Source organism: Enterobacter sp. RHBSTW-01064, assembly GCF_014103035.1.
Lineage (GTDB): Bacteria > Pseudomonadota > Gammaproteobacteria > Enterobacterales > Enterobacteriaceae > Enterobacter > Enterobacter mori.
This window is the reverse complement of the sequence record NZ_JABXOU010000005.1, coordinates 159,880-184,031: the sequence shown is the minus strand read 5'-3', so window position 1 is coordinate 184,031 and position 24,152 is coordinate 159,880. Positions and strand designations below refer to the sequence as shown.

Sequence of the window (24,152 nt, the reverse complement as noted above, 5' to 3'; positions counted from 1 at the left end):
AAATAGCGCACTATATGAGAAGGAATAGTCCGAAACCGATCGCGGCTGCCCACATCAGCATCGGGACCGACCATAAATGGAAGCGCCACCAGATGCGGCGGTCGTTGGCCATGCGCAGGGCAATCAGGTTGGCAAGGGAACCGGGCAGCAGCCCAAACCCGCCGATGTTTACCGCCCAGGCCAGAAGGGTGTCAGGCGGAACATAGTTGAGCAGCAGAATGGTCGACGGCACGTTACTGATAAACTGCGACAGGCCAATCGCCGTCAGCCACAGTCCCGGCTGCGACAGACCGCTGACGCCGTGAAGCACATTTTGCAGTGCAGGCAGCTGGATGAGCAGATAGACATCGATAAACATCGCCATGAAGACCAGCAGCAGCGTCCAGTCGACGCTCACCAGCACCCGCCGCGACAGCACTAAAAACCCGGCGGCAACCAGCAGCACGCCCGCCAGCTCAACCTTCATCTCCAGCGCGACCAAAAAGACGATATACAATGCCAGACAGCTCCAGACCAGCCGCGGCTGCCACTGCGGGCCCGTTGTCCCGCTGTGGTACTGCAGTTTTTTATCCGGGAAGGCAAACCAGCAGACCGCCAGCAGGGAAAGCATCATCACCAGCGCCAGCGGGGCCATCTGCCAGGTAAAGGCGGCAAACGACAGACCCGAACGGCCCCAGAGCAGGATATTTTGTGGATTCCCGATGGGCGTTAACAGCGAGCCAGCGTTCACGGCCAGTGCTTCAAAGATAATCAGACGGCTGACCGGAATTTCACAGAGCTTACGCAGCGTGAGCGTGAGCGGCACGATGATAAACAGCGCGACATCGTTGGTCAGAAACGTCGACAGCACCGCTGCGGAAAAGACCATGAACAGAGACAGCCGGCGCTCGGTGGCAAAACGGCGCACCATTTTGCGCCCCAGAACATCAAAGTAGCCGCTTAGCTCTACCCCTTTGGTGAGCATCATTAAGCCGCTCAGGGTAATAATCGTGCGCCAGTCAATGGCCGCAGGCCAGGCGTGAGGGGTAAAGGGGACAAAAAGGCTTAAGCCTGCACCAATAATCAGTAAGAGATGAAAGAAACGGTCACGCGTCAGGGCTTGCAGGCCGGGGATGTTCATTCAGCAGAAGAACCATATTTGAGTGTAAATTCACGGAACTTCACCAGCGTTTCTTCACTGACGTGGTGCTCCATCCCTTCCGCATCCCGGCGGGCAATTTCCGGGCTGACGCCCAGTACCAGTAAAAAGTTCTCCACGATCTGATGACGCTCGCGGCTCTCCTGCGCCAGCTTTTCGCCTTCTGCCGTCAGGAACACGCCGCGCCACGGGATCATCTCGATCAAGCCCACTGACGCCAGACGTTTTAACATTTTGGCTACCGTTGGCTGGGAAACGCCCAGCCGCGCGGCCATATCGACCTGACGTGCTTCGCCAACCTCACGAATCAAATCGGAGATCAGTTCCACATAGTCATCAATCAGCTCCCGGCGATGCGCTTCACGCACCTGGCGGAACCCTTCTACGTGCTCTTCAACATTCACCAGTTGCGTCGTTTTTTTTGTAGTTGGCTTACCTGCGCGACGGTTCATTGTGCTTCCTCAATGGGGGTGACGCTTCCAGCGTCCTGTAACGGAGCGCACATTGTAAACCATAGCTCTACAAGCACAAAAATTTAACGAATTAGCCATAGCTATACAATATAGCCTGTGCTATATCTGTATGTAATGCAGTCACCCTTCACGGATCGAAGGGATCAGAAATCAGGAGGTCACATGAATGAATTCAAGAGGTGTATGAACGTGTTTACCCACTCTCCTTTTAAAGTGCGCTTAATGCTGTTGAACATGCTGTGCGATATGTTTAACAACAAACCGCAGCAGGATGACAAATCTTCTCACTAAGCGGCGTCGCGGTACGCCGCTTCATTTTTCCGTCACAAACCCCATGTAAACTGGCCTCTGGCCGCCTTAATCCCGATCTTTTTTACGGATTTGCAGTCTCCCTCGCAAAACATCTGTTTAGCAACTGTTGACCTTATTTCACGCTCGCACTATCTTCTTGCAGCCCTGCACCATTTGCGGCTCGCTGAAGCGGACCCTCATTCCCTCTCCACGCACTGTCAGGCAGGCTTTGACCCTTGGCGCCAGGGTGAGCACATGGCGTTTTCATGATAGTGATCTATGAACTTAACCCTGAAAGAAACACTTGTTACCCGCAGCCGGGCCTTAAGCCCGTGGACGGGATTCTACTTTCTGCAATCGCTGCTGATTAACTTTGCGCTTGGCTACCCGTTTAGCCTGCTCTACGCCGTGGCATTTACCTGCGTGCTCCACGTGCTGTGGCGGAGTGCCCCGCGCGTGCAGAAAGCATTGGTCGGGGTCTGTTCGCTGGTTGCTGCGATGTATTTCCCGTTTGGCCAGGCCTACGGCGCGCCAAACTTCAATACCCTGCTGGCGCTGCATTCGACCAATATGGAAGAGTCGACGGAGATCCTGACGATCTTCCCGTGGTACAGCTACGTGGTCGGGCTCTTTATCTTCGCGTTGGGCGTTATCGCCATCCGCCGCCAGTCGGGCGAGAAAAAATCCTGGGGTAAGATCGAAATACTCTGTCTGGTGTTCAGCATTGCCGTGGCGTTTGTCGCCCCCATCCAGAATATTCCCTGGGACGGTAAGTTAAGGCTCATCAATATCGGCTATCCGGTTTTCCGCTTCGTGAAAGACGTCGTGGTTAATAATAGAGAGGTTCTCGACGAGCAGGCGCGTATGGCTGAACTTTCCACCATGAAAGACACCTGGAACGTGCTGGCCGTGAAGCCTAAGTACCATACCTACGTGGTGGTGATTGGCGAAAGCGCGCGCCGCGATGCGCTCGGTGCTTTTGGCGGTCACTGGGACAACACGCCGTTTGCCAGTTCGGTAAACGGTGCCCTGTTTACCGATTACGTTGCAGCCAGCGGCTCGACGCAGAAATCACTCGGCCTGACCCTGAACCGTGTGGTCGACGGCAAACCGCAGTACCAGGATAACTTTGTCACGCTGGCAAACCGCGCGGGGTTCCAGACATGGTGGTTCTCCAACCAGGGGCAAATTGGCGAATACGATACCGCCATCGCCAGTATTGCGAAGCGTGCCGATGAGGTTCAGTTCCTGAAAAGCGGTGATTTTGAAGCCGACAAAAACACCAAAGATGAAGCATTGCTGAAAATGACAGCACAGGTCTTTGCCACTCAGCGCACCCAGCCACAGCTGATTGTTCTGCACCTGATGGGGTCACATCCTCAGGCGTGCGATCGTACAAACGGAAAGTACACAGAGTTTGTGCAGTCCAAAGAGACATCATGTTATCTCTACACCATGACGCAAACCGACGACCTGCTCAGCAAGCTCTATGCCCAGCTGCGCAATACGGGCGACAGTTTCTCGATGGTCTATTTCTCCGATCACGGGCTGGCGTTTAAAGAGCGCGGTAAAGAGGTGCAGTACCTGGCGCACGACGATGCATTTCAGCAGAACTTCCAGGTGCCTTTTATGGTGCTGTCGAGTGACGACAAAAAGCATCGCATCATCAAAGCGCGTCGTTCGGCGAATGATTTTCTGGCTTTCTTTTCACAATGGACGGGGATTGCTGCAGAGCAGATAAAAATTTCTTACCCGTTTGTCTCAAACAAGAAGGGCCCCCCAGTTTACGTTACCAACTTCAAGTTACAGAAAGTTGACTATAACCACCTGGGTACGGACATTTTTGATATTAAGAGTAAGTGATCTCTACCGTCTCGTGCGGTCTGATGCCTTCACCCTGCCCCTCTCCCTGTGGGAGAGGGAAAAAGACAAAAAAAAATCCGCCACAATGGGCGGATTTTTTACTGGCTCACCGAAGTGATTAGAAGCGGTAACCTACGCCCGCGATCCAGGTGCCAACGTCAACGTTGCGGATACGGCTCTGCTCATAGGAGAAGTCCAGTGCAACGTTTTCGATTGGGTTGAACTGCATACCCGCGCCATAGGAGAAGCCGTAGTCGCTGTTGCTTGCAGTGCGGTTCAGACCTTCGTTTTCGGTCTGCTGGAATTTACCGTAACCAACACCTACAACACCGTAGATGCTAGCCCAGTCGTTCAGGCGGTAAGCAGGACCAGCGGTGATACCGTAGTACTGACCTTTGTTATATGCGCCGTTTTCAGTGCGATCTTTCTCGGTGTAAGTGAAAGAACCGATCACGCCCAGCGGGTTGTTGTCTTGCTCGTAACGGTACTTCAGGTTGAAACCGTTAGTTTTGTTCATCACGCCCTGCATATCGCTCTGAGCGTAACCACCGGTAACGGTAGAAGTAGCAGCTACAGCAGTACCTGCGGAAACAGCCAGAACTGCGGCCAGTGCTGAAAGACATGCAATTTTTTTCATAACCACCTCAAATGTGTTCAAGTAAGTCCGTAAGTTTTAAATATATCAAAAAATTTTGCGAAACTCTTTGTGATTCGTAATGTCTAACGAGGTCTTTCCTGTAACAGAACGTTTCCAGAATCAGCTATCTCGTTCAAATTACGTTAAATTTTCGCTGCAAAATAGTCATAGTGCGCGCCATCGCCGTTACATTCATCCAGATTATTCCTAATCTGACAGGCGATAAAACCAGCAACGCTTATCTATTTTACGGATTTTCCCTGGTTTTTTTTCAACAGTAGCTCAACCGTGAGCGCATATTTCCATTACACTGCGGCTTTTACCCTATTTGACATAAATTGACAGGAGAAAGGATGCCAGGGTTATCCCGCACGTCATCGGTCTGGATGCCGGTCGCTGTAATACTGATCGCCATGTTGTCGATTCAGAGTGGCGCGTCGCTTGCAAAATCACTCTTTCCTCTGGTGGGCGCGCCCGGCGTTACGGCCCTGCGTATTGCATTAGGGACGCTGATCCTCGTGGTTATCTTTAAACCCTGGCGTCTGCGTTTCAAAAAAGAGCAGCGACTGCCGCTTCTTTTATACGGGCTGGCGCTGGGCGCGATGAACTACATGTTCTACCTCTCTATTCAGACCATCCCGCTGGGGATTGCCGTCGCGCTTGAATTTACGGGGCCGCTGGCGGTTGCCCTCTTCTCTTCACGTCGTCCGGTGGATTTCATCTGGGTCGTGTTAGCCGTTCTGGGGCTCTGGTTCCTGCTGCCGCTGGGTCAGAGCGTCGCGCAGATTGATCTGACGGGTGCCGCGCTGGCACTGGGCGCGGGTGCCTGCTGGGCTGTCTATATCCTCACCGGCCAACGCGCCGGGGAGGAGCACGGTCCGGCCACGGTTGCGCTGGGCTCGCTGATTGCCGCCATCATCTTTGTCCCCCTCGGTATGGCGCAGGCCACCGAATCCATCTGGCAATGGTCCATTCTGCCCGTGGGGCTGGCGGTCGCTATTCTTTCTACGGCACTCCCCTATTCTCTGGAGATGATAGCCCTGACGCGTTTGCCGACACGCATTTTCGGTACGTTAATGAGCATGGAGCCTGCGCTGGCGGCTATCTCGGGGATGGTCTTCCTCGGCGAAACGCTGACGTTTACCCAGACGCTGGCACTGTGCTCCATTATCGCGGCCTCTATGGGATCAACGCTGACAATGCGCCCTGAACCCAAAGTGCAGAAAGTTGACATCAATTAATGCTCTATATTCTGCATGGCTTTCTCGCCATGCAGAATATAAGCGCCTTCCACGCTCATCATATTTCGTTACACGAATTGTCATCTTCACGAAATAATCCCCAGGGCTACGCACCGTACGTTCAGAATTAAGATTGATCTGTATCAATTTCATAAAAATCATTTATTTTCAGCACGATACAGACTCAACGTCCTTCTTGCTATTAAACCGATAGGCAGAGCCAAACCGCAGGCAAAAAATCCGGTGCTATACTTAGTTCCGTAATTACCTGGGACACAAACATCAAGAGGATATGAGATTATGAGTACCGCTAAACTGGTGAAAACGAAAGCGTCTAATCTGCTTTATACCCGTAACGATGTATCGGATAGCGACAAAAAGGCGACCATTGAGTTGCTGAATCGCCAGGTGATCCAGTTCATCGATCTTTCGCTGATCACCAAACAGGCCCACTGGAATATGCGCGGTGCAAACTTTATTGCCGTTCATGAAATGCTGGATGGCTTCCGCACAGCACTGGTTACCCACCTCGATACGATGGCCGAACGTGCCGTTCAGTTAGGCGGTGTAGCGCTGGGGACCACGCAGGTGATTAACAGCAAAACGCCGCTGAAAAGCTATCCGCTGGATATCCATACCGTTCAGGATCACCTGAAAGAGCTGGCGGACCGTTATGCCATCGTCGCGAACGACGTGCGTAAAGCCATCGGCGAAGCGAAAGACGAAGACACGGCTGATATCTTCACCGCCGCCTCTCGCGACCTGGATCAATTCCTGTGGTTTATCGAATCTAACATCGAATGAGCCATACGAATTACCAATGACACCCTCGCCTCTGGCGGGGGTTTTGCACATTTATGGTGCACACTTTTGCTCTGCACACCTGCAAAAGTGAACGAAATGTAATAATCACCTCACACAACCGTTAACGGAAGATTGTTTTTCCGTCAGAATCTGCGCTAAATATCACCTCGTCAGATACGCCAAATGAGTCGCACCAAAATGGTGCCTCACGCTGGTGCAACACGACATCATTGCTCCATTTTTTGTGCAATGCGTGACATCATCCCCTTTGTAAAACAACAGCTTGTAAAGTTGGCACGATTTTTTCATGGTGCCTGTCGTTCTCGCAGGGGATCGCCCCGTGGTTATAAAAGGAAATGCTATGAAGTCTGTATTAAAAGTTTCACTGGCTGCACTTACCCTGGCATTTGCAGTGTCCTCTCAGGCTGCCGACAAACTCGTTGTGGCGACCGACACGGCGTTCGTTCCGTTTGAATTCAAACAGGGTGACAAATACGTTGGTTTTGACGTGGATCTGTGGGCTGCGGTCGCAAAAGAACTCAAACTGGACTACACCCTGAAACCGATGGACTTCAGCGGCATCATCCCTGCGCTGCAGACCAAAAACGTTGACCTGGCACTGGCGGGTATCACGATTACCGAAGAGCGTAAAAAAGCCATCGACTTCTCCGACGGCTACTACAAAAGCGGCCTGCTGGTGATGGTGAAAGCCGACAATAACGACGTAAAAAGCGTAAAAGATCTCGACGGTAAAGTGGTGGCAGTGAAGAGCGGTACGGGTTCCGTTGATTACGCGAAAGCGAATATCAAAACCAAAGATCTGCGCCAGTTCCCGAACATCGACAATGCCTACATGGAACTGGGTACCAACCGTGCTGACGCCGTTCTGCACGACACGCCTAACATCCTGTACTTCATCAAAACCGCGGGCAACGGCAAGTTCAAAGCGGTCGGTGATTCTCTGGAAGCACAGCAGTACGGTATCGCGTTCCCGAAAGGCAGCGACGACCTGCGCACGAAAGTTAACGGCGCGCTGAAAACCCTGAAAGAGAACGGCACCTATAACGAAATCTACAAAAAATGGTTCGGTACCGAGCCTAAATAATTTACCTGAATTCAGGTTTGTAACGCCCGGTGGCGCTCACGCTTGCCGGGCCTACGTTTTTCGTTTTTTACCACGGTATACAGGAATACATCATGCAGTTTGACTGGAGCGCCATCTGGCCTGCCATTCCTCTCTTGCTTGAAGGCGCTAAAATGACCCTGTGGATTTCGGTCCTGGGTCTGGTTGGCGGGTTGATTATCGGTCTTGTCGCCGGTTTCGCCCGCACCTACGGCGGCTGGATTGCAAACCACATCGCACTGGTTTTCATCGAAGTGATCCGCGGCACCCCGATTGTCGTGCAGGTCATGTTTATCTACTTCGCCCTGCCAATGGCTTTCAACGATCTGCGCATTGACCCGTTCAGCGCCGCCGTCGTGACCATTATGATCAACTCAGGCGCTTACATCGCAGAAATCACCCGCGGTGCGGTGCTGTCGATTCATAAAGGTTTCAGTGAAGCCGGTCTGGCGCTAGGGCTTTCCCGTCGCGAAACGATCCGCCACGTGATTCTGCCGCTGGCGCTGCGCCGTATGCTGCCGCCTCTGGGTAACCAGTGGATTATCAGCATTAAAGACACGTCGCTGTTTATTGTTATCGGCGTGGCTGAACTGACCCGTCAGGGCCAGGAGATCATTGCGGGCAACTTCCGCGCGCTGGAAATCTGGAGTGCGGTAGCCGTTGTCTATCTGATCATCACTCTGGTTCTGAGCTTCGTTCTGCGTCGTCTTGAAAGAAGGATGAAAATCCTGTGATTGAATTTAAAAACGTTTCTAAGCACTTTGGCCCAACCCAGGTGCTGCATAATATCGATTTGAGCATCAAACAGGGCGAAGTGGTGGTGATTATCGGGCCGTCCGGCTCCGGTAAATCCACCCTGCTGCGCTGCATCAACAAGCTGGAAGAGATCACCAGCGGCGATCTGATCGTCGACGGCCTGAAGGTCAATGACCCGAAAGTGGATGAGCGTCTGATTCGTCAGGAAGCGGGCATGGTGTTCCAGCAGTTCTACCTGTTCCCGCACCTTACGGCGCTGGAAAACGTGATGTTTGGCCCGCTGCGCGTGCGCGGGGCGAGCAAAGCGGCGGCGGAAGCGCAGGCAAAAGATCTGCTGGCCAAGGTCGGCCTGGCCGAACGTGCGCACCACTACCCTTCCGAGCTGTCCGGCGGCCAGCAGCAGCGCGTGGCGATTGCCCGCGCGCTGGCGGTGAAACCGAAGATGATGCTGTTTGATGAGCCGACTTCCGCGCTCGACCCGGAGCTGCGCCACGAGGTGCTGAAAGTCATGCAGGATCTGGCCGAAGAAGGGATGACGATGGTGATCGTGACCCACGAAATCGGCTTTGCTGAGAAAGTAGCGTCCCGCCTGATCTTTATTGATAAAGGCCGTATTGCTCAGGACGGTAACCCGCAAGAGCTTATTGCTAACCCGCCAGGGCAGCGTTTGCAGGAGTTCCTCCAGCACGTCTCCTGATCCCTCGCGTCACACCGAGCCGGGCCCTGCCCGGCTTTTTTACGCCAGATTGTTCCCAAAAATTCCCCTCCGCGCCTCGACTTCTATACTTATCATTTTGTTCGACATTTTCACCGGAGGGCGCCGTGCCGTGGATCCTGTTGCTGTTGATTAGCCTGTTTAGTGCGCCATCGTTCGCCGTCGCGATCCCCGGCGTCACCACCGGAACCACCGCGACGAAGGAGAGTACGCCGCCACCGGAGCCCGATGTCGAAAAGAAAAAAGCCGCCTACGGCGCCCTTGCCGATGTGCTGGAAAACGACGCCGCCCGGCAAGAGTTAATCGGTGAGCTTCGTAAAGTCGCCGCCACGCCATCCCAGGAGTCCGTTCCGGCCATCACTCCGCCCCAGGTGGAGGAGCAAAAAACAGTGCTGGAAAACGTCACCGACGTCAGCCGCCACTATGGGGATGCCCTCTCCTCTCGTTTTGCCCAGCTTTACCGAAATCTGATTGGCTCTCCGCATAAGGCCTTTAATCCACAGACCTTTTCCACTGCCGTCACGCAGTTTTTAATGCTGGCCGCCGGTGTGTTTATTTTTTACTGGCTGGTACGCCTGTGTGCCTGGCCGCTGTACCGCAAGATGGGTATCTGGGGGCGGAAAAAAAACCAGCATAAAAGCAGCTGGCTGCACCTCCCGGCGATGGTTGCCGGAGCCTTTATCATCGATTTACTGCTGCTGGCACTGACGCTGTTTGTCGGTCAGATCCTGGCCGATCGCCTCAATACGGGCAACAAAACCATTGCCTTCCAGCAGGCGCTCTTCCTCAATGCATTTGCGCTCATCGAATTTTTTAAAGCGGTGCTGCGCGTCATCTTTTGCCCGCGCGTGCCTGAACTTCGCCCTTTTAATATTAAGGATGAGAGCGCGAAATACTGGGCCGTGCGGTTAAGCGTGCTCAGCGGCCTGATTGGCTACGGCCTGCTGGTGGCCGTGCCAATCATCTCCAACCAGGTCAACGTGCAGTTTGGCGCACTGGCGAACGTGCTGATTATGCTCTGTATTACCGTCTGGTCGCTGTATCTTATCTTTCACAATAAAAAGGCGATCACCGAAAGCCTGCTGCATTTGGCCGACCGTTCCCTCTCCTTCTTCAGCCTGTTTATCCGCGCCTTCGCGCTGGTGTGGCACTGGCTGGCGAGCGCCTACTTTATTGTGCTCTGCTTCTTCTCGCTGTTTGACCCGGGAAATAGCCTGAAATTTATGATGGGGGCGACGTTCAAAAGCCTGGCGATTATCGGCGTTGCGGCTTTTGTGTCTGGCCTGCTGTCCCGCTGGATCTCGAAAACCATCACCCTTTCACCGCAGGTACAGCGGAACTACCCTGAACTGCAAAAGCGCGTGAACGGCTGGATGTCGGTATCACTTAAGGTGGCGCGGATTTTGACCGTCTGCGTGGCGATTATGCTGCTGCTGAACGCCTGGGGACTGTTTGATTTCTGGAACTGGCTGCACAACGGCGCGGGTGAAAAAACGGTCGATATTCTGATCCGTATCGCGTTGATCCTGTTCTTCTCCGCCGTCGGCTGGACGCTGCTGGCGAGCCTTATCGAAAACCGTCTGGTGTCCGATATTCACGGCAGGCCCCTGCCCAGCGCGCGGGCAAGAACGCTGTTAACGTTGTTCCGCAACGCGCTGGCGGTAATCATCAGCACCATCACCATCATGATTGTGCTCTCGGAGATCGGCGTGAATATCGCCCCGCTGCTGGCGGGTGCCGGGGCGCTGGGGCTGGCGATCTCCTTCGGCTCACAAACGCTGGTGAAGGATATTATTACCGGTATCTTTATTCAGTTTGAGAACGGGATGAACACGGGCGACCTGGTGACCATCGGGCCGCTGACCGGCACCGTTGAGCGAATGTCCATCCGCTCCGTCGGCGTGCGTCAGGACACCGGGGCGTATCACATTATTCCGTGGTCATCGATTACCACCTTCGCCAACTTTGTGCGCGGGATTGGTTCCGTTGTGGCGAACTACGATGTGGATCGCCACGAGGATGCGGACAAAGCGAAGCAGGCGCTGCGGGATGCGGTAGAAGAGTTGATGCAGATGGACGATATTCGCGGGCTGGTGATCGGTGAGCCGTCGTTTGCCGGGATTGTCGGGCTGACGAATACCGCATTCACCCTGCGCGTCTCGTTCACCACCCAGCCGCTGAAGCAGTGGACGGTGCGTTTTGCGCTCGACAGTATGGTGAAAAAGCACTTTGATCTGGCGGATGTGCGGATGCCGGTGCAGACGTATCAGGTATTGCCGCCGCCCGCATCGCCGCTGCCACCGCAGGAGCCGACGCTGTAACCGAGCCGGGTGGCGGCTTCGCCTTACCCGGCCTACGACGGGGTACTATTTGCGACGTTTGTGATTGTCCATAAACGTCCAGGCAATAAAGCGGCTCTGTTTCTGGCCTTGCGACATCTCTTTCTTCACCACTTTCACCGCACCGGCTTCGGTCAAGGCGCGGTAGAGCGGCGGCAGGTTATCGCCGCGCGACACCAGCGAGGTAAACCACTTCACCTGACGGCCGAACTGTTTACTTTCTGCAATCATGCGCAGGATAAACGCGACTTCGCCCCCTTCACACCAGAGCTCCTGCTGCTGGCCGCCAAAGTTCAGTGCGGCATCTTCCGCCTGCCCCAGATTACGGCGCTTACGCTCGCTGCCTGCTCGTGCTGTGGCAGCAGAATCATGGAACGGCGGATTACACATCGTGGCATCGTACTGTTCGTTCTTATGAATAATGCCGTTGAAGATGGATTTGTCATCTTTCTGACGACGTAAACGGATCGCCCGGGTTAAACCTGGATTCGCGTTAATAATCGCCTGCGCACTGGCGAATGCCTCAGTGCCAATTTCACTGCCGGTAAAACGCCATTGATATTCATGCGCGCCAATGAGCGGGTAAATCAGGTTTGCCCCGGTGCCAATATCCAGGATTGTCGCCTGCTGGGGAACGACGCCATCATTCCCTTCCGCAAGAAGATCGGCGAGGTGATGGACGTAATCTGCGCGGCCAGGCACGGGTGGGCAAAGAAAGCCTTCGGGAATATCCCAGTGCGTCACGCCATAAAAATGGGCCAGCAGCGCTTTGTTCAGCGTTTTGACCGCCTGAGGATCGGCAAAGTTGACCGAGGGTTCACCCGCTGGCGTCTGTACAATAAAGTCCTGCAACTGAGGGCAGCTCAGGCACAGCGCTTTCATGTCATAGCGGCTGTTATGGCGGTTACGCGGGTGCAATCCCGGCTTTTGGGCAGTCATGGCATTCTCCTTTCAACAGCGGCGTAAGATACCCTTTGCGGACCCAACGGTAAATAACTGTCTGCCCAACGCAAAAAAACACCGGAAATCAGTCACCTTTATGTCTATGATCTGTCAGCAAATTGTCAATTTACATCGTTCAAAAAATAAGCAGATCATCATCAAATTTTTGCGCTAAATCACACTCGTCGGGCTTCTAAACTTAAAGGGAATCACCTGTTGTTTCCCCCTGAGGATGTGATTATGAAAAGATATATGACCCTTGTTGTCGCGGGTGCGCTGGCAGCCGCATCTTTCTCTGCCTGGTCCGTTCAGTCACTGAATGAAAACACAGACACCAGCCAGCTGCGTGCTGCCGGTACCGTCTCCGTCAGTCGCGCGAGTAACCTTGACGATCTCCAGGATAAGCTGGCTGAAAAAGCACGTCAGGAAGGTGCCAAAGGTTTCGTGGTGAATTCCGCTGGCGGCGATAACCACATGTATGGCACAGCAACCATCTACAAATAACCGTTCGACCTTCCTCCCGACTGCATCTGCCCCAACAGATGCAGTTTCTTTATTCCTGTCTTGACCGTACGATTTTTAACCCCACATTAATGTTATGAGTTTTATAAAACCAAACAGGAGAACGCCATGGCTTCCGGTTGGGCAAATGACGACGCCGTAAACGAACAGATCAACAGTACGATTGAAGATGCTGTAGCCCGCGCTCGCGGTGAATTACCGCGCGGTGAAAGCCTGCAGGAATGTGAGGAGTGCGGCGACCCCATTCCCGAGGCGCGGCAAAAAGCCATCCCTGGAGTAAGGTTATGCATCACCTGCCAGCAGGAGAAAGATTCAAAAAACACTTCACATTCGGGATATAATCGCAGAGGATCGAAAGATAGCCAGTTACGTTGACTTTCCTTTACCTAAGTCAACGGAGCAAGCGAATACGTTTACGCTCACGAATTTTCGTATGTCGCGTAGCAAAATGTGCCCTTCATCTTCTCTCTGTAAAGCGCATCGATAAGAACTGTAAAGCGCCGCTCTGAATTTATTAATATTCAATAACTTATTTGTCATTCAATTTTTTTGATTGACCACGTCAATTCTCTTCGATTTTATCTCTTAAGAAAAACCGTGATACTTATCACATCGACGGAACATCGTCCCTTTATCAGAATAACCTGCGAGAGATTAATTATGAAAACCATCAAATATGCTGTAGCTGCTGTTGCCCTGTCTGCTCTGTCTTTCGGCGCTTTCGCTGTAGAGCCAGTGTCTTCTACTCAGGCACAGAACATGAACAAAGTGGGTGTGGTAAGTGCTGAAGGCGCAACCACGCTGGACGGTCTTGAAGCCAAACTGGCTGAGAAAGCTGCTGCTGCAGGCGCAAGCGGATACACCATCACCTCCGCTAACGGCAATAACAAACTGAGCGGCACTGCGGTTATCTACAAATAATCGAACGAATTATGCTCCACCCTCACCGTACCCTCTGGTGAGATGCTCCACCCTCATTGACCCTGTTGTTACCCTTTGTTTGCCCGTCCGCCACTGGACGGGCTTTTTTTTTTGCTTAAAACGACTGCGCCACGCGCTGCAGCCCGGCTTCGACGGTTTCTACCTCGCCCGTAGCGAGTAAACAGCAGGCCATTTGCAACCTGATGGCGTGCGGAACAGGGACATTGCCCGCCAGACACTCAACGATCCAGTGCGCGGTGGTGTGCGGATCTTTTGCCTGTGGCAGGGCCACATCCCTGTTCTCTTCCCCTCGTTCAAGCACTGCACGCGAGCCAGCAGAATCAATCAACATGATTTGCGGGCAGCGCAGTGGGTTGGCATACACCTCCCCTTCCGTTCCATGCATCAATAACGCCCGTCCGCCAATCTCCTCAAAGAACTTGCCAACACGCGTCACGTACTCCGGGTGCGATACGCTGGAAAGACGCAGAGCCGCGTCTTCACTAAACGGCGTGGCCAGTTTCGCCAGCGTGTGGGCACTGTTACGCACCCCCATACGCCAGCGCATTTCAAGCTGTTTTTCCAGCGGCGGGCAGAGCGCGCGTACCGGAATATAGACTGGCTGATGCCCGTCCAGCTTCGCCTGCGCCTGACCCGCATGCAGGGTCGGTTCGATACCCAGCAGCGCAAAGATCGTTTCCGTCAGCACGCGCGTTGGATCGTCGCTGACGCCGTGTACGACAACCGGAAACCCAAGCTTGTTAAGCAAAATGGCCAGCAGCGGCGTCAGGTTCGCCTGCTTACGTGCCCCGTTATAGCTGGGAATAACAATCGGCATCGGCTTCGTAACGGGCGGCGTTAAGCGCATCGTTTTCGCCTGCATCGCGTCATAAAAACCGCGCATCTCGGCTTCACCTTCACCTTTAATACGCAGCGCGATCAGGATGCCGCCCAGCTCAAGTTCTGGCACGTCGCCGTTCAGCATATGGGTGTACAGCGCATGGGCCGTTTCCTGGTCCAGGTCACGGGCGTGATTTTTCCCTCGCCCTACCTCTTTGATAATTTTGCGATAATCCACGACTTCTCTCCTGACAGCATCATCTTATTAACAATATAGCCCTGAAGAACGCCTTGCCGTTAGTCTTTTATCTACGGAATCAACCTGCTGTTTTTATGACAAAAAATAAACTCAAGCACTTTTTCAATTATTTGTGATTTCTATAGAAGAATCTTATTCATATTTTTTTTGATTAAATAACCAGCGGAAAGTCATTAAAGGTCAACGGTGAAAACGTCCAGGCAACGTTCGCGCCAGAAACATACCAGGATTTATTATGAACAAGGTTGCTTTAGGTTTATTGATCGCCGCCGCGGTGGGATGTTCTGCATCCGCATTTGCGGCAACAAACGGTGAAGGGCAAATTAACTTCACCGGTGAAATTATCGATTCGGCTTGTCAGGTTGTTAATGGGTTAAGCAACCCGTTAAACGTTCAGTTAGGTAAAGTCTCTAAAACGGTATTTTCCGGAACTGGCTCCACCAGCACATTAACCAAGTTTGATATTCAGTTAACTAATTGCCCGGAAACGGTCACCTCCGCAGCGATTAACTTCGGCGGGACCCCGGATTCAAATAACAATGCTGCGCTGGCGTTAACTCCTGATGTCGATGCGGCAACGGGTGTCGCTATTCAGCTGGTTGATTCTTCAGAACAACCGGTCAGCTTGTATACCCCGTCTCAGCAGTATCCATTAACTTCCGGCACGGCGGTTAACAACCTGGAGTTTGGTGCACGTTATATTCAAACGGGATCCGCGATCACCGCAGGCCCGGCTAACTCCGTATCAACCTTCACCGTTATTTATAACTGATCTTATCAATCCTGAGATATTAATGCTTTTGCGAGCATTAATATCTCATCTATTTATTGAGAAATCTTTATGCGCCATGGTTATTTACTGAGCACACTTTTACTGGTAGCCGCCACTGCACATGCAGGTGTCATTATTAATGGCACACGACTGGTTTACCAGGGAGATAAGAAGGAATCCTCTCTTGGTCTTTCAAATCCAGATGCGACGGATTATCTGGTGCAGTCCTGGGTTGATTCCGGCGGTAAAAACCTGGCCAAAGCCCCGTTCCTGATTACCCCACCGCTGTTCCGCCTTGATGCAAAAGAAGATAACGTGCTGCGCGTGCTGCGCACCGGCGGTAATTTGCCGGAAGATCGTGAATCCTTGTACTGGCTGAATATCAAAGCCATCCCTTCCTCAAAACACGTAGAAGGAATAAACACGCTACAAATTGCGATTAATACGCGCATTAAATTGCTGTATCGCCCGTCATCGGTTAAAGGCAAACCTGAAGAGGTCGCGGATAAGCTTGAATGGCATCGTGAAGGCAACGATCTGGTCGTCAATAACCCAACGCCTTTTTATATGAATTTCCAGAAGGTGACGCTGAACGGCCATAAAGTGGATAAAGCCACCTGGGCCGTTCCTGAAACTGAAACGCACTTTGCATTACCCGGCAATGTGAGTGGTTCAACCGTCGCGTATTCCATTATTACGGATTACGGCAGCATCAGCCAGACCTGGTCGAAATCAGTCCACTAATACCTCACGCAGACAATTATAATAATCATGTACAGCCATAAAAAGCCTTTCACCTGCCGAATTTCATCACTGCTGGTCATTCTCTGTGGCCTGGCACTGGCGATCTTTGCGCAGCAGGTTATGGCTGATGATTATTTCAACCCGGCGCTGCTGGATATTGATAATCCGCAACAGGGTAAGACTGATCTCTCTGTATATGAAAAAGGGCCAGGGCAAGCACCGGGTAAATATCAGGTCGCTATTTTTATTAATAACAATAAAATTGATACCCGCAATGTCACCTTTACATTAGAAAAAAACGCCCACGGGGATAATTCACTCCAACCCTGTTTCTCGCTTGAGGATTTAAAAAGCCTCGGCATTAAAACCCAAAAATACCCGCAGCTGATGGCAAAAGGCCAGTGCGCCGATTTAAACGCCATCCCTGCGGCATCCGCTACGTTTCACGTTCGCAATCAGCAGCTGCTGCTCAGTATTCCACAGCTGGCCCTGGGCCAGGTTCCACGCGGCTATATCGACCCGAAAGAGTTCGACGAAGGGATCACCGCAGGACTGCTCAATTACAGCGCCACCGCCAGCCAGAGCCACGCACGCCAGCAGGGTGAACAGGATAACAGCAGCCAGTACGTCAACCTGCGCCCTGGCTTTAACATCGGTGCCTGGCGCGTGCGTAACTATTCCACATGGAACCGCAGCACGACGGGCAAGGAAGAGCAGCAAAAATTCTCCTCCGTTTATACCTATGCCCAGCGCGATATCGTGGCGATGAAGAGCGACCTCACCGTCGGGCAAAGCTCTTCGCCTTCCGATGTTTTTGACAGCGTGCCTTATACCGGCGTGCAGCTTAACTCCGACAGCGACATGCTGCCGGACAGCGAAAAAGGCTTTGCTCCGATTATACGTGGCACTGCCCACAGCAACGCGCTGGTGATGGTCCGCCAGAACGGCTATGTCATTTACCAGAACACGGTCGCGCCCGGCGCGTTTGAAATTAACGATCTCTACCCTACCGGCAGCAGCGGCGACCTGCAGGTCACCGTGAAAGAGACCGACGGCAGCGAAAGCCATTTCGTGGTGCCGTATGCCTCCGTGCCGGTACTGCAGCGTGAAAAAAACCTGCGCTACAGCGTCACCGCCGGGCGGTACCGTTCTTACGACAAAGACGTCGAGAAGACGCCGTTTGCTCAGGGGAGCGCGATTTACGGCCTGCCCTATGGTTTCACCGCTTACGGCGGCGTACAGCAGAGCAGCCACTATCAGTCCCAGGCGCTCGGTACCGGGAAAAACATGGGCGATTTAGGCGCATTCTCCATTGACGTGACCCGCGCGAAAGCCCTGCTGAAGAAGCAGCAGTCCAGCAAAGGCCAGTCCTGGCGCGTGCGCTACAGCAAAGATTTTGCCGGTTCGGGCACCAACTTCTCGCTCGCGGGCTATCGCTACAACAGCAAAGGGTTCTACACGCTCGAAGACACCATGGAGTCATATACCCGCTCTGACGACTGGTCCGCCCCCCAGCAGCGCCGCGCCCGTACCGAAGCCACCATCGACCAGACGCTGCCCGAAGGCTGGGGATCCGTCACCCTGAGCCTGGTGAAAGAAACCTACTGGAGTCAGAGCCAGGACATGACCTCTATGGGCGTCAGCTACAACAACAGCTGGCACGGCGTGAGCTACAGCCTGAGCTACAGCATGAACAAAAACACCCACGACAGCGATGAAAACGGTGAAGAGGTGACGAACGACAACCAGTTCTCGCTGAACGTTTCCGTTCCGCTGGACCACTGGATGCATAACACCTGGGCCACCTACAACCTCAACAATACCAAAGACGGTACGACGCAGAATATCGGCCTGAACGGCACGGCGCTGAAGGAAGACAACCTGAACTGGAATATTCAGGAAGGTTTGAGCAGCACCGGCAGCGGGAACTCAACCAGCATGAATGCCGATTACAAAGCGACCTACGGCGAGGTGAGCGCAGGCGTCAGTCAGGATAAGTATCAGCAGACCGTTAACGTTGGTTTGCAGGGCGGCGTCATTGCCCATGCCAATGGCATCACCCTGAGCCAGCCGCTGGGTGAAACCATCGCACTGGTGAAAGCACCCGGCACGCACGGAACGCATATCGCTAACCAGACGGGCGTGGAGACCGACTTCCGCGGCTATACCGTCGTGCCGTTTGTTACCGCGTATCGCCATAACACCATCGCGCTGGATACCGAAACGCTGCCGGACAACGCCGACGTGACGCACGCGGCACAGGTGGTGACCCCAACGCGCGGCGCCGTGGTGCGCGCCAGCTTTAACACCCGCGTGGGCAGTCGCGTGCTGATGACGCTCACCCACAACGGTAAACCGCTGCCCTTCGGCGCAACGGTAACCACGGAGGATAAGGACAGCGAGTTTATTGTCGGTAACGACGGACAGACGTACCTCTCAGGTCTGCCACAGCAAGGGCATCTCGCCGTCTCCTGGGGAGAGGATGTGAGCGAGCATTGCGTCGCGGACTATGCGCTAACGGATGAGAAAGACAAATCCAGCATCATCAACGCTGCGGCGCAGTGTCATTGATGCATCCTTCAGGCAAATATTATGCAAATGATTAAACAGTGCTTCTTGTTACTGGTTCTGGGAACCGCCGCGTTATTTATGCCGCATGCAAAAGCGACATGCACCACGCCGGATCTGCCCAAAATGATCAATGTGGCATCCATCTCCGTCCCAACGACGCTGGCGGTTGGCGAGACCATTCCCGGCACCGAACAGATCACCCATGTCGCCGGTCATTGCGATCAGGCGGTAGAAAGCGGACAGGAAATTGTCTCTTGCTATTACGGCACTGGCGCAGAAATCCCGGGCCTGAAAGGCGTCTACGATTCTGGCGTACCAGGTGTCGGTGTTGCATTGATGAACGATCAGGGCCAACGCATCAGCGGAGCCGGAGGCGTAAACTGCATCTCAACGGGAACGCCTGTCGGTTATGTCTCCAGTGACGGCAATCTCTCTTTTAACTTTGACGTTACGCTTGAGCTGGTCAAAACCAGCGATACGGTGACGTCAGGCACGCTGAACCAAAGCCAGACCCGTTTTGGGATTGGTGTTTATCACCACGATGGCATCGGTGATCCAAACTCTGTCTCCTACGCAGGGAATATCAATGTCCAGCAGGTGACCTGCTCCGTCTCGCCAAAAAGCCTGACCGTAGTGCTGGGCGATTTTCCCGTGAGCCAGTTTTTCTCAACCGGCCTGCTCACCGACGAAAAGGACTTTAACGTCAGCCTGAACTGTAATACGACGGTACAGCCGGAGCTGAAGATCAGCAGCGCGAACGGCTATGTCCCCGGCTACGAAGGGGTTATTAAGCTGACCCCGGAAAGCGGCGTGGCAACAGGGGTGGGGGTATCTATCGTCTCCGATAACAGGGTTCCGGCTTTTGATGAATACTTCACCACCTCAAGCCCCGCAAACGCCAACGAAACGCTAAACATTCCCTTCAAGGTACGCTACGAGCAGATAAGCGATACCGTCACCCCCGGACCGGCCAATACCGTCGCGACCATTACCGTTGCGTATAAGTAGGCTCACAATGAAGAGATATTTGATTTTCCTGACCCTCGGCCTGTTGGCCAACGCTTATGCGGAGGATATTCAGATAGAAATGACCGGCAATATTTACGCCAATACCTGTACGGTCGATAGCGCCAGCCAGAACCTGACGGTCAATCTGGGTCAGGCTGTCGCGGGTAATTTTAAGGACGTGGGGGATACCGGCGAGTGGAAAGCGTTTGATTTGACGCTCTCAAAATGCCCGTCAACCACCACGCTTGCGACGGCGACATTTATCGGCCAGGCCGACGGCGCGCACCCGAATAAATTCGCTAACACCGGCACGGCCAGTGGGCTGGCGCTGGAGCTGGCCGATCGCCCGGATAAGATGCTCATCGCCCCGCAGGCAAGCTTCAGCGTTCTGGTGAATCAGGACGATCATACCGCTGATTTCCCGCTTTCTGCCCGCTATTACGCTACCGCCCTGCCCGTTACCGCCGGCACATTCAGCAGCGTCGTTCAGGTCACGTTTATTTACCAGTAGGACCGCGCCTCTTAGCACGGATGCTTTTTGTACGCCCGGCAGAGGATTTTGCCGGGCGTTTTTTTACTTCCGGCACATCCGGTTGTTCAATCGGGAATACGGGCAGCGCGTTCAGCAGCCGCTGACCGTAGTTTTTAGTGAGTAAACGCTTGTCATAAATCACCACCTCTCCCCAGCAGCCGTGGCTACGAATCAGACGCCCGACCTGTTGAATAAGGTTGAACGATGCCGCAGGTAAACTCTGTACCTCAAACGGATAGCGGTTGAGGCTTTTCAGCCACTCCCCTTCGGTGATCACCACCGGGCTGTCGATAGGCGGGAAAGCGATTTTATGGATGTGTACCTGCGTCAGGTAGTCCCCTTTCAAATCCAGACCTTCAGCAAACGACTGTAACCCCACCAGCACGCTACGTTCACCGTTATCGATGCGCTTGCGGTGGGTTTCGACCAGCCGGTAGCGAGGCTGATCGCCCTGCACGAGCAGGAGTAAACGCAGGTCGGTGACGTGCTCCAGGAAGCGCTGCATCGCGCGCCCGCTGGCAAACAGCACCAGCATGCCGGGGTACTTTTTACTCTCGACCTGCTCGCGGAAGTAGGCCGCCATCTCCGCAATGTGCTGCTCTTCGCTGTCGATAAGCGGCTCGAATTTCATGCGCGGAATAACCAGCTTGCCCTGTTCGCAGTGGTTAAACGGCGAGTCCAGCGCTACGAAACGGTCGCCCGCTTTCTCTTTCAGCCCGCTCATCTCCTGCAAACGAGAAAAACTGTTCAGGGAGCGCAGCGTGGCGGAGGTGACAACCACGTGCGGCACGCTGCGCCAGATCAGCTTTTCCAGCTGATCGGCCACGCGGATGCCCACGCAGTGGAAAAAGAGGTGCACCTGCCCGTCCCGCTCTTCGCGGGTGGCCCATTTGGTGACCGGCGCGCCGGACGCCTGCGCCATCGAGGCCAGCCGCCAGAGCTTGCTCTGCGCTTCAAACATCCCCAGCGCGCGGTTCATCTGCAGCAGAATGCGGTGCAGACGCACCACGTCGTGGGTGCCGGTTTTCTCGCTAAGATCGTTCAGGAACATCTCCGCCAGCCCGCGCAGTTTTTCCAGATGCTTCGCCAGCTGCTGGCAAATCTCCATCACCTCTTCAGGTAACTCACCCATCGCAAAGCGGTGTTCGGCTTCCTGCGTTTGCGGAAGATAAAGATTCAAAATGTTGTTGAGCGAGGCAATCAGGCTGTAGACCTCTTCGCAGTGGTCGCTCAGCCGCTCCGGCACCGCCAGCGGCGGCGTGGTTTTCGGGCGGAACTGCTCCATGCAGGTGGCAATCAGCTTGCAGAACAGATCCAGCTGCAGGCGGAACCACGGCGCGGTAATTTCGGCGCTCATCTCCAGCGCGTCCCGCGCCACGTCCGGCAGATGGTGGCCTTCATCAAGCACCAGCAGCAGGTTTTTGGGTTCCGGCAGCACCGCTTCGCTCTCCAGCGCGGCCATCACCAGCGCGTGGTTAGCCACCACCACTTCCGCCTCCTGAATTTCACGCCGGGCGACGAAGAACGGGCACTCGCGATAGTAGTGGCAGTTGCGGTTCAGGCAGCTCGCTTTGTCGGTGCTGAGCCTGCGCCATAAATCGTCGCTGATGGCCTTATCAGTATGATCGCGCAGGCCATCCCACTTATAGCCGTCAAGATCGATCTTGAGCGTGGCGCAGAGTTCCTGCTCGGCTTTGTTGTTCGGCGTGAGATCGTCGTCGAGGAAGGCCAGCAGATCCTGCTGCGTCGCCTCGCTGCTGGCCAGCCCCGCCAGGTTACGCGGGCACACGTAACGCCCGCGCCCAAAGGCCGCCGTAAACCGCAGGTCGGGGATGATTTTGCGCAGTAGCGGTAAATCTTTGCTGAAGATCTGATCCTGCAGCGCCACGTTGGCGGTGCTGACCACCAGCGTTTTGTCCTCTTCCCGCGCGATCGCGATGCCGGGAATAAGGTACGACAAGGTTTTCCCGACGCCGGTCGGGGCTTCAATCGCCAGATGTCGCCCGTCATCCCCGGCGAGCGTTTTGGCCACGTCAGCAATCATCTGCCGCTGCGGCGCTCGGGGGATAAAGTCGGGGATCTGCTGTTGTAGCGCCTTATACCATGCGCCAATTTGCGCCTTGAGCGCAGCGGTTAAAGCCATTGGAAAACCTGAAATACTGTATAAACAGCCACTATTGTGGCACTTTCTCTTCGCTGCCGCAAAAAGAAAAGCCCGGCTTTACGACCGGGCTTCCAGATTACTGCGGGTTAGCAGGTTTACGCGGGCGGCGTCGACGCTGCCCTTCCCCTGCCGGTTTCCCTTCGCCGCTGCGCCACGGGTTTTCACCCGCCGGTTTGCTGTCGTTGTTACGACGCGGCGGTTTGCCGGATGATTTCGGTGCGCCACCTTCCGCACGACGCGGCTGCTGACCGCGACCGCCACCACCCTGACCACGTCCACCGCCGCCCTGACGACCGTTCTGAATCGGCTCGGCTTTGATCGACGGGTCCACTTCGTAGCCCGGGGTTTCAATGCGCGGGATCTCTTTCTTCAGCAGACGTTCGATGTCGCGCAGCAGCTTGTGTTCATCCACGCAGACCAGAGAAAGCGCTTCACCGGTTGCCGCCGCTCGGCCGGTACGACCGATACGGTGAACGTAGTCTTCCGGCACATTTGGCAGCTCGTAGTTCACCACGTGCGGCAGCTCTTCGATATCCAGGCCACGGGCGGCAATGTCTGTCGCCACCAGCACGCGGATGTCGCCGGATTTGAAGTCCGCCAGCGCACGGGTACGCGCGCCCTGGCTCTTGTTACCGTGGATCGCCGCGCTGCGGATACCGTCTTTATTCAGCTGTTCCGCCAGGTGGTTGGCACCATGTTTGGTGCGGGTAAAGACCAGCACCTGCTGCCAGTTGCCCTGACCGATCATCTGGGAGAGCAGTTCCCGCTTGCGCTTTTTATCAACAAAGTGAACGTGCTGCGTCACCTGTTCAGAGGCGGTGTTGCGACGCGCCACTTCCACTTCCAGCGGGTTATGCAGCAGCTTTTCCGCCAGCGCCTTGATCTCGTCGGAGAAGGTCGCGGAGAAGAGCAGGTTCTGACGGCGCGCAGGCAGCTTAGCCAGCACGCGACGAATATCGTGGATGAAGCCCATGTCGAGCATGCGGTCGGCTTCGTCCAGTACCAGAATTTCAACCTGATCCAGCTTAACCGCGTTCTGGTGTTCCAGATCCAGCAGACGGCCCGGCGTTGCCACCAGCACGTCCACACCGCCGCGCAGCTTCATCATCTGTGGGTTGATGCTGACGCCACCGAAAACCACCAGCGAGCGAATGTTGAGATAGCGGCTGTAGTCACGCACGTTCTCACCAATCTGCGCGGCCAGCTCACGAGTAGGCGTCAGGATCAGGGCACGAACCGGACGACGGCTTTTGGCGTGCGGCTGGTTTTTTACCAGCAGTTCCAGCAGCGGCAGGGTAAAGCCCGCGGTTTTGCCGGTGCCGGTCTGGGCGCTGGCCATCAGGTCACGACCCTGAAGCACGGCGGGGATCGCCTGCTGCTGGATTGGGGTTGGCTCAACGTAGCCCTGTTCTGCGATCGCGCGCAGAATTTCCGGGTTCAGGCCAAGGGAATCAAAAGACATAAAAACTCCGAACCGCCCCGACCATCACAGGTGTA

Annotated in this window: 23 protein-coding genes; 16 read left to right on the top strand and 7 right to left on the bottom strand. The window is 54.4% G+C overall.

The genetic code is table 11. The features are described from left to right. Window positions 1-10: 10 nt before the first annotated feature. Both HV355_RS16295 and mntR read right to left on the bottom strand, forming a co-directional pair. Window positions 11-1,120, bottom strand: coding sequence for an anion transporter (locus HV355_RS16295; protein ID WP_042718972.1), 1,110 nt, complete (start codon window positions 1,118-1,120; stop codon window positions 11-13). Next, window positions 1,117-1,590: a manganese-binding transcriptional regulator MntR gene (gene mntR / locus HV355_RS16290; RefSeq protein WP_010428939.1), complete on the bottom strand. Its 474-nt coding sequence runs from the start codon at window positions 1,588-1,590 to the stop codon at window positions 1,117-1,119. Before mntR ends, HV355_RS16295 begins: the two co-directional genes overlap by 4 nt. Before the next feature lie 183 nt (window positions 1,591-1,773). Here mntR and mntS point away from each other — a divergent pair, with 183 nt between their 5' ends. Next, on the top strand, window positions 1,774-1,902 hold the full coding sequence (mntS, locus tag HV355_RS16285) for a manganase accumulation protein MntS (RefSeq protein ID WP_042718971.1): 129 nt from the start codon (window positions 1,774-1,776) through the stop codon (window positions 1,900-1,902). A 279-nt stretch (window positions 1,903-2,181) separates the two neighbouring features. Continuing rightward, window positions 2,182-3,765: a phosphoethanolamine transferase gene (locus HV355_RS16280; RefSeq protein WP_182402659.1), complete on the top strand. Its 1,584-nt coding sequence runs from the start codon at window positions 2,182-2,184 to the stop codon at window positions 3,763-3,765. Window positions 3,766-3,883: 118 nt separating this feature from the next. On the opposite strand, the gene ompX is transcribed toward HV355_RS16280, so the two are convergent. Then, window positions 3,884-4,402, bottom strand: coding sequence for an outer membrane protein OmpX (gene ompX, locus HV355_RS16275; protein WP_006177301.1), 519 nt, complete (start codon window positions 4,400-4,402; stop codon window positions 3,884-3,886). Window positions 4,403-4,755: 353 nt separating this feature from the next. Between ompX and rhtA the strand changes: the two genes are divergently transcribed. The 6 genes from rhtA to ybiO all read left to right on the top strand — a co-directional run bounded on the left by rhtA (window position 4,756) and on the right by ybiO (window position 11,362). Next, a complete protein-coding gene (rhtA, locus tag HV355_RS16270) occupies window positions 4,756-5,643 on the top strand; it encodes a threonine/homoserine exporter RhtA (protein ID WP_120158395.1) in 888 nt (295 codons plus the stop codon). 300 nt (window positions 5,644-5,943) lie between these two features. Next, window positions 5,944-6,447 (top strand): DNA starvation/stationary phase protection protein Dps, encoded by a 504-nt coding sequence (gene dps, locus HV355_RS16265; protein ID WP_010428924.1) that lies wholly within the window; start codon window positions 5,944-5,946, stop codon window positions 6,445-6,447. A gap of 361 nt (window positions 6,448-6,808) precedes the next feature. Continuing rightward, complete coding sequence (glnH, locus tag HV355_RS16260; RefSeq protein ID WP_010428921.1) at window positions 6,809-7,552, top strand: glutamine ABC transporter substrate-binding protein GlnH; 744 nt, start codon at window positions 6,809-6,811, stop codon at window positions 7,550-7,552. Window positions 7,553-7,644: 92 nt separating this feature from the next. Next, window positions 7,645-8,304, top strand: coding sequence for a glutamine ABC transporter permease GlnP (gene glnP / locus HV355_RS16255; RefSeq protein WP_010428919.1), 660 nt, complete (start codon window positions 7,645-7,647; stop codon window positions 8,302-8,304). Further along, window positions 8,301-9,023: a glutamine ABC transporter ATP-binding protein GlnQ gene (glnQ, locus tag HV355_RS16250; protein ID WP_089598967.1), complete on the top strand. Its 723-nt coding sequence runs from the start codon at window positions 8,301-8,303 to the stop codon at window positions 9,021-9,023. The genes glnP and glnQ overlap by 4 nt, the downstream gene beginning before the upstream one ends. A gap of 125 nt (window positions 9,024-9,148) precedes the next feature. After that, window positions 9,149-11,362, top strand: coding sequence for a mechanosensitive channel protein (gene ybiO, locus HV355_RS16245; protein WP_182402657.1), 2,214 nt, complete (start codon window positions 9,149-9,151; stop codon window positions 11,360-11,362). 45 nt (window positions 11,363-11,407) lie between these two features. Here ybiO and rlmF read toward each other — a convergent pair whose 3' ends face one another. Further along, window positions 11,408-12,319 carry a 23S rRNA (adenine(1618)-N(6))-methyltransferase RlmF gene (rlmF, locus tag HV355_RS16240; RefSeq protein WP_182402655.1) on the bottom strand — a complete coding sequence of 304 codons (912 nt, stop codon included), beginning with the start codon at window positions 12,317-12,319 and terminating at the stop codon, window positions 11,408-11,410. A gap of 243 nt (window positions 12,320-12,562) precedes the next feature. Here rlmF and mcbA point away from each other — a divergent pair, with 243 nt between their 5' ends. The 3 genes from mcbA to ybiJ all read left to right on the top strand — a co-directional run bounded on the left by mcbA (window position 12,563) and on the right by ybiJ (window position 13,765). Next, window positions 12,563-12,826, top strand: coding sequence for a DUF1471 family periplasmic protein McbA (gene mcbA / locus HV355_RS16235; protein WP_042716255.1), 264 nt, complete (start codon window positions 12,563-12,565; stop codon window positions 12,824-12,826). Window positions 12,827-12,952: 126 nt separating this feature from the next. Further along, a complete protein-coding gene (locus HV355_RS16230; RefSeq protein WP_010428900.1) occupies window positions 12,953-13,219 on the top strand; it encodes a DksA/TraR family C4-type zinc finger protein in 267 nt (88 codons plus the stop codon). 285 nt (window positions 13,220-13,504) lie between these two features. Beyond that, window positions 13,505-13,765: a DUF1471 family protein YbiJ gene (gene ybiJ, locus HV355_RS16225; protein ID WP_029485014.1), complete on the top strand. Its 261-nt coding sequence runs from the start codon at window positions 13,505-13,507 to the stop codon at window positions 13,763-13,765. A gap of 115 nt (window positions 13,766-13,880) precedes the next feature. Here ybiJ and ybiB read toward each other — a convergent pair whose 3' ends face one another. Beyond that, window positions 13,881-14,843, bottom strand: coding sequence for a DNA-binding protein YbiB (gene ybiB / locus HV355_RS16220; protein ID WP_182402653.1), 963 nt, complete (start codon window positions 14,841-14,843; stop codon window positions 13,881-13,883). A 256-nt stretch (window positions 14,844-15,099) separates the two neighbouring features. Here ybiB and HV355_RS16215 point away from each other — a divergent pair, with 256 nt between their 5' ends. From HV355_RS16215 to HV355_RS16195, 5 genes are all read left to right on the top strand, one after another. Then, complete coding sequence (locus HV355_RS16215) at window positions 15,100-15,636, top strand: fimbrial protein (protein ID WP_120158391.1); 537 nt, start codon at window positions 15,100-15,102, stop codon at window positions 15,634-15,636. A gap of 69 nt (window positions 15,637-15,705) precedes the next feature. After that, window positions 15,706-16,380: a molecular chaperone gene (locus HV355_RS16210; protein WP_182402651.1), complete on the top strand. Its 675-nt coding sequence runs from the start codon at window positions 15,706-15,708 to the stop codon at window positions 16,378-16,380. A gap of 27 nt (window positions 16,381-16,407) precedes the next feature. Further along, complete coding sequence (locus HV355_RS16205; protein WP_182402649.1) at window positions 16,408-18,951, top strand: fimbria/pilus outer membrane usher protein; 2,544 nt, start codon at window positions 16,408-16,410, stop codon at window positions 18,949-18,951. A gap of 21 nt (window positions 18,952-18,972) precedes the next feature. Then, window positions 18,973-19,959, top strand: coding sequence for a fimbrial protein (locus tag HV355_RS16200; RefSeq protein ID WP_182402647.1), 987 nt, complete (start codon window positions 18,973-18,975; stop codon window positions 19,957-19,959). 7 nt (window positions 19,960-19,966) lie between these two features. Further along, window positions 19,967-20,470, top strand: coding sequence for a fimbrial protein (locus HV355_RS16195; protein WP_108415909.1), 504 nt, complete (start codon window positions 19,967-19,969; stop codon window positions 20,468-20,470). Here HV355_RS16195 and dinG read toward each other — a convergent pair. After that, window positions 20,457-22,634: an ATP-dependent DNA helicase DinG gene (dinG, locus tag HV355_RS16190; protein WP_182402645.1), complete on the bottom strand. Its 2,178-nt coding sequence runs from the start codon at window positions 22,632-22,634 to the stop codon at window positions 20,457-20,459. The two genes, HV355_RS16195 and dinG, sit on opposite strands and share 14 nt — an antisense overlap. Window positions 22,635-22,731: 97 nt before the next feature. Further along, the gene (gene rhlE / locus HV355_RS16185; RefSeq protein ID WP_089598958.1) at window positions 22,732-24,117 is read right to left on the bottom strand and encodes an ATP-dependent RNA helicase RhlE; all 1,386 of its coding nucleotides are present in this window, start codon (window positions 24,115-24,117) and stop codon (window positions 22,732-22,734) included. Window positions 24,118-24,152 lie beyond the last annotated feature (35 nt).

Coding starts and splice junctions, on each gene's coding strand:
- HV355_RS16295 (WP_042718972.1), bottom strand. CDS start 1,120: ATGAACATCCCCGGCCTGCAAGCCCTGACGCGTGACCGTTTCTTTCAT.
- mntR (WP_010428939.1), bottom strand. CDS start 1,590: ATGAACCGTCGCGCAGGTAAGCCAACTACAAAAAAAACGACGCAACTG.
- mntS (WP_042718971.1), top strand. CDS start 1,774: ATGAATGAATTCAAGAGGTGTATGAACGTGTTTACCCACTCTCCTTTT.
- HV355_RS16280 (WP_182402659.1), top strand. CDS start 2,182: ATGAACTTAACCCTGAAAGAAACACTTGTTACCCGCAGCCGGGCCTTA.
- ompX (WP_006177301.1), bottom strand. CDS start 4,402: ATGAAAAAAATTGCATGTCTTTCAGCACTGGCCGCAGTTCTGGCTGTT.
- rhtA (WP_120158395.1), top strand. CDS start 4,756: ATGCCAGGGTTATCCCGCACGTCATCGGTCTGGATGCCGGTCGCTGTA.
- dps (WP_010428924.1), top strand. CDS start 5,944: ATGAGTACCGCTAAACTGGTGAAAACGAAAGCGTCTAATCTGCTTTAT.
- glnH (WP_010428921.1), top strand. CDS start 6,809: ATGAAGTCTGTATTAAAAGTTTCACTGGCTGCACTTACCCTGGCATTT.
- glnP (WP_010428919.1), top strand. CDS start 7,645: ATGCAGTTTGACTGGAGCGCCATCTGGCCTGCCATTCCTCTCTTGCTT.
- rlmF (WP_182402655.1), bottom strand. CDS start 12,319: ATGACTGCCCAAAAGCCGGGATTGCACCCGCGTAACCGCCATAACAGC.
- mcbA (WP_042716255.1), top strand. CDS start 12,563: ATGAAAAGATATATGACCCTTGTTGTCGCGGGTGCGCTGGCAGCCGCA.
- HV355_RS16230 (WP_010428900.1), top strand. CDS start 12,953: ATGGCTTCCGGTTGGGCAAATGACGACGCCGTAAACGAACAGATCAAC.
- ybiJ (WP_029485014.1), top strand. CDS start 13,505: ATGAAAACCATCAAATATGCTGTAGCTGCTGTTGCCCTGTCTGCTCTG.
- HV355_RS16215 (WP_120158391.1), top strand. CDS start 15,100: ATGAACAAGGTTGCTTTAGGTTTATTGATCGCCGCCGCGGTGGGATGT.
- HV355_RS16210 (WP_182402651.1), top strand. CDS start 15,706: ATGCGCCATGGTTATTTACTGAGCACACTTTTACTGGTAGCCGCCACT.
- HV355_RS16205 (WP_182402649.1), top strand. CDS start 16,408: ATGTACAGCCATAAAAAGCCTTTCACCTGCCGAATTTCATCACTGCTG.
- HV355_RS16200 (WP_182402647.1), top strand. CDS start 18,973: ATGCAAATGATTAAACAGTGCTTCTTGTTACTGGTTCTGGGAACCGCC.
- HV355_RS16195 (WP_108415909.1), top strand. CDS start 19,967: ATGAAGAGATATTTGATTTTCCTGACCCTCGGCCTGTTGGCCAACGCT.
- dinG (WP_182402645.1), bottom strand. CDS start 22,634: ATGGCTTTAACCGCTGCGCTCAAGGCGCAAATTGGCGCATGGTATAAG.
- rhlE (WP_089598958.1), bottom strand. CDS start 24,117: ATGTCTTTTGATTCCCTTGGCCTGAACCCGGAAATTCTGCGCGCGATC.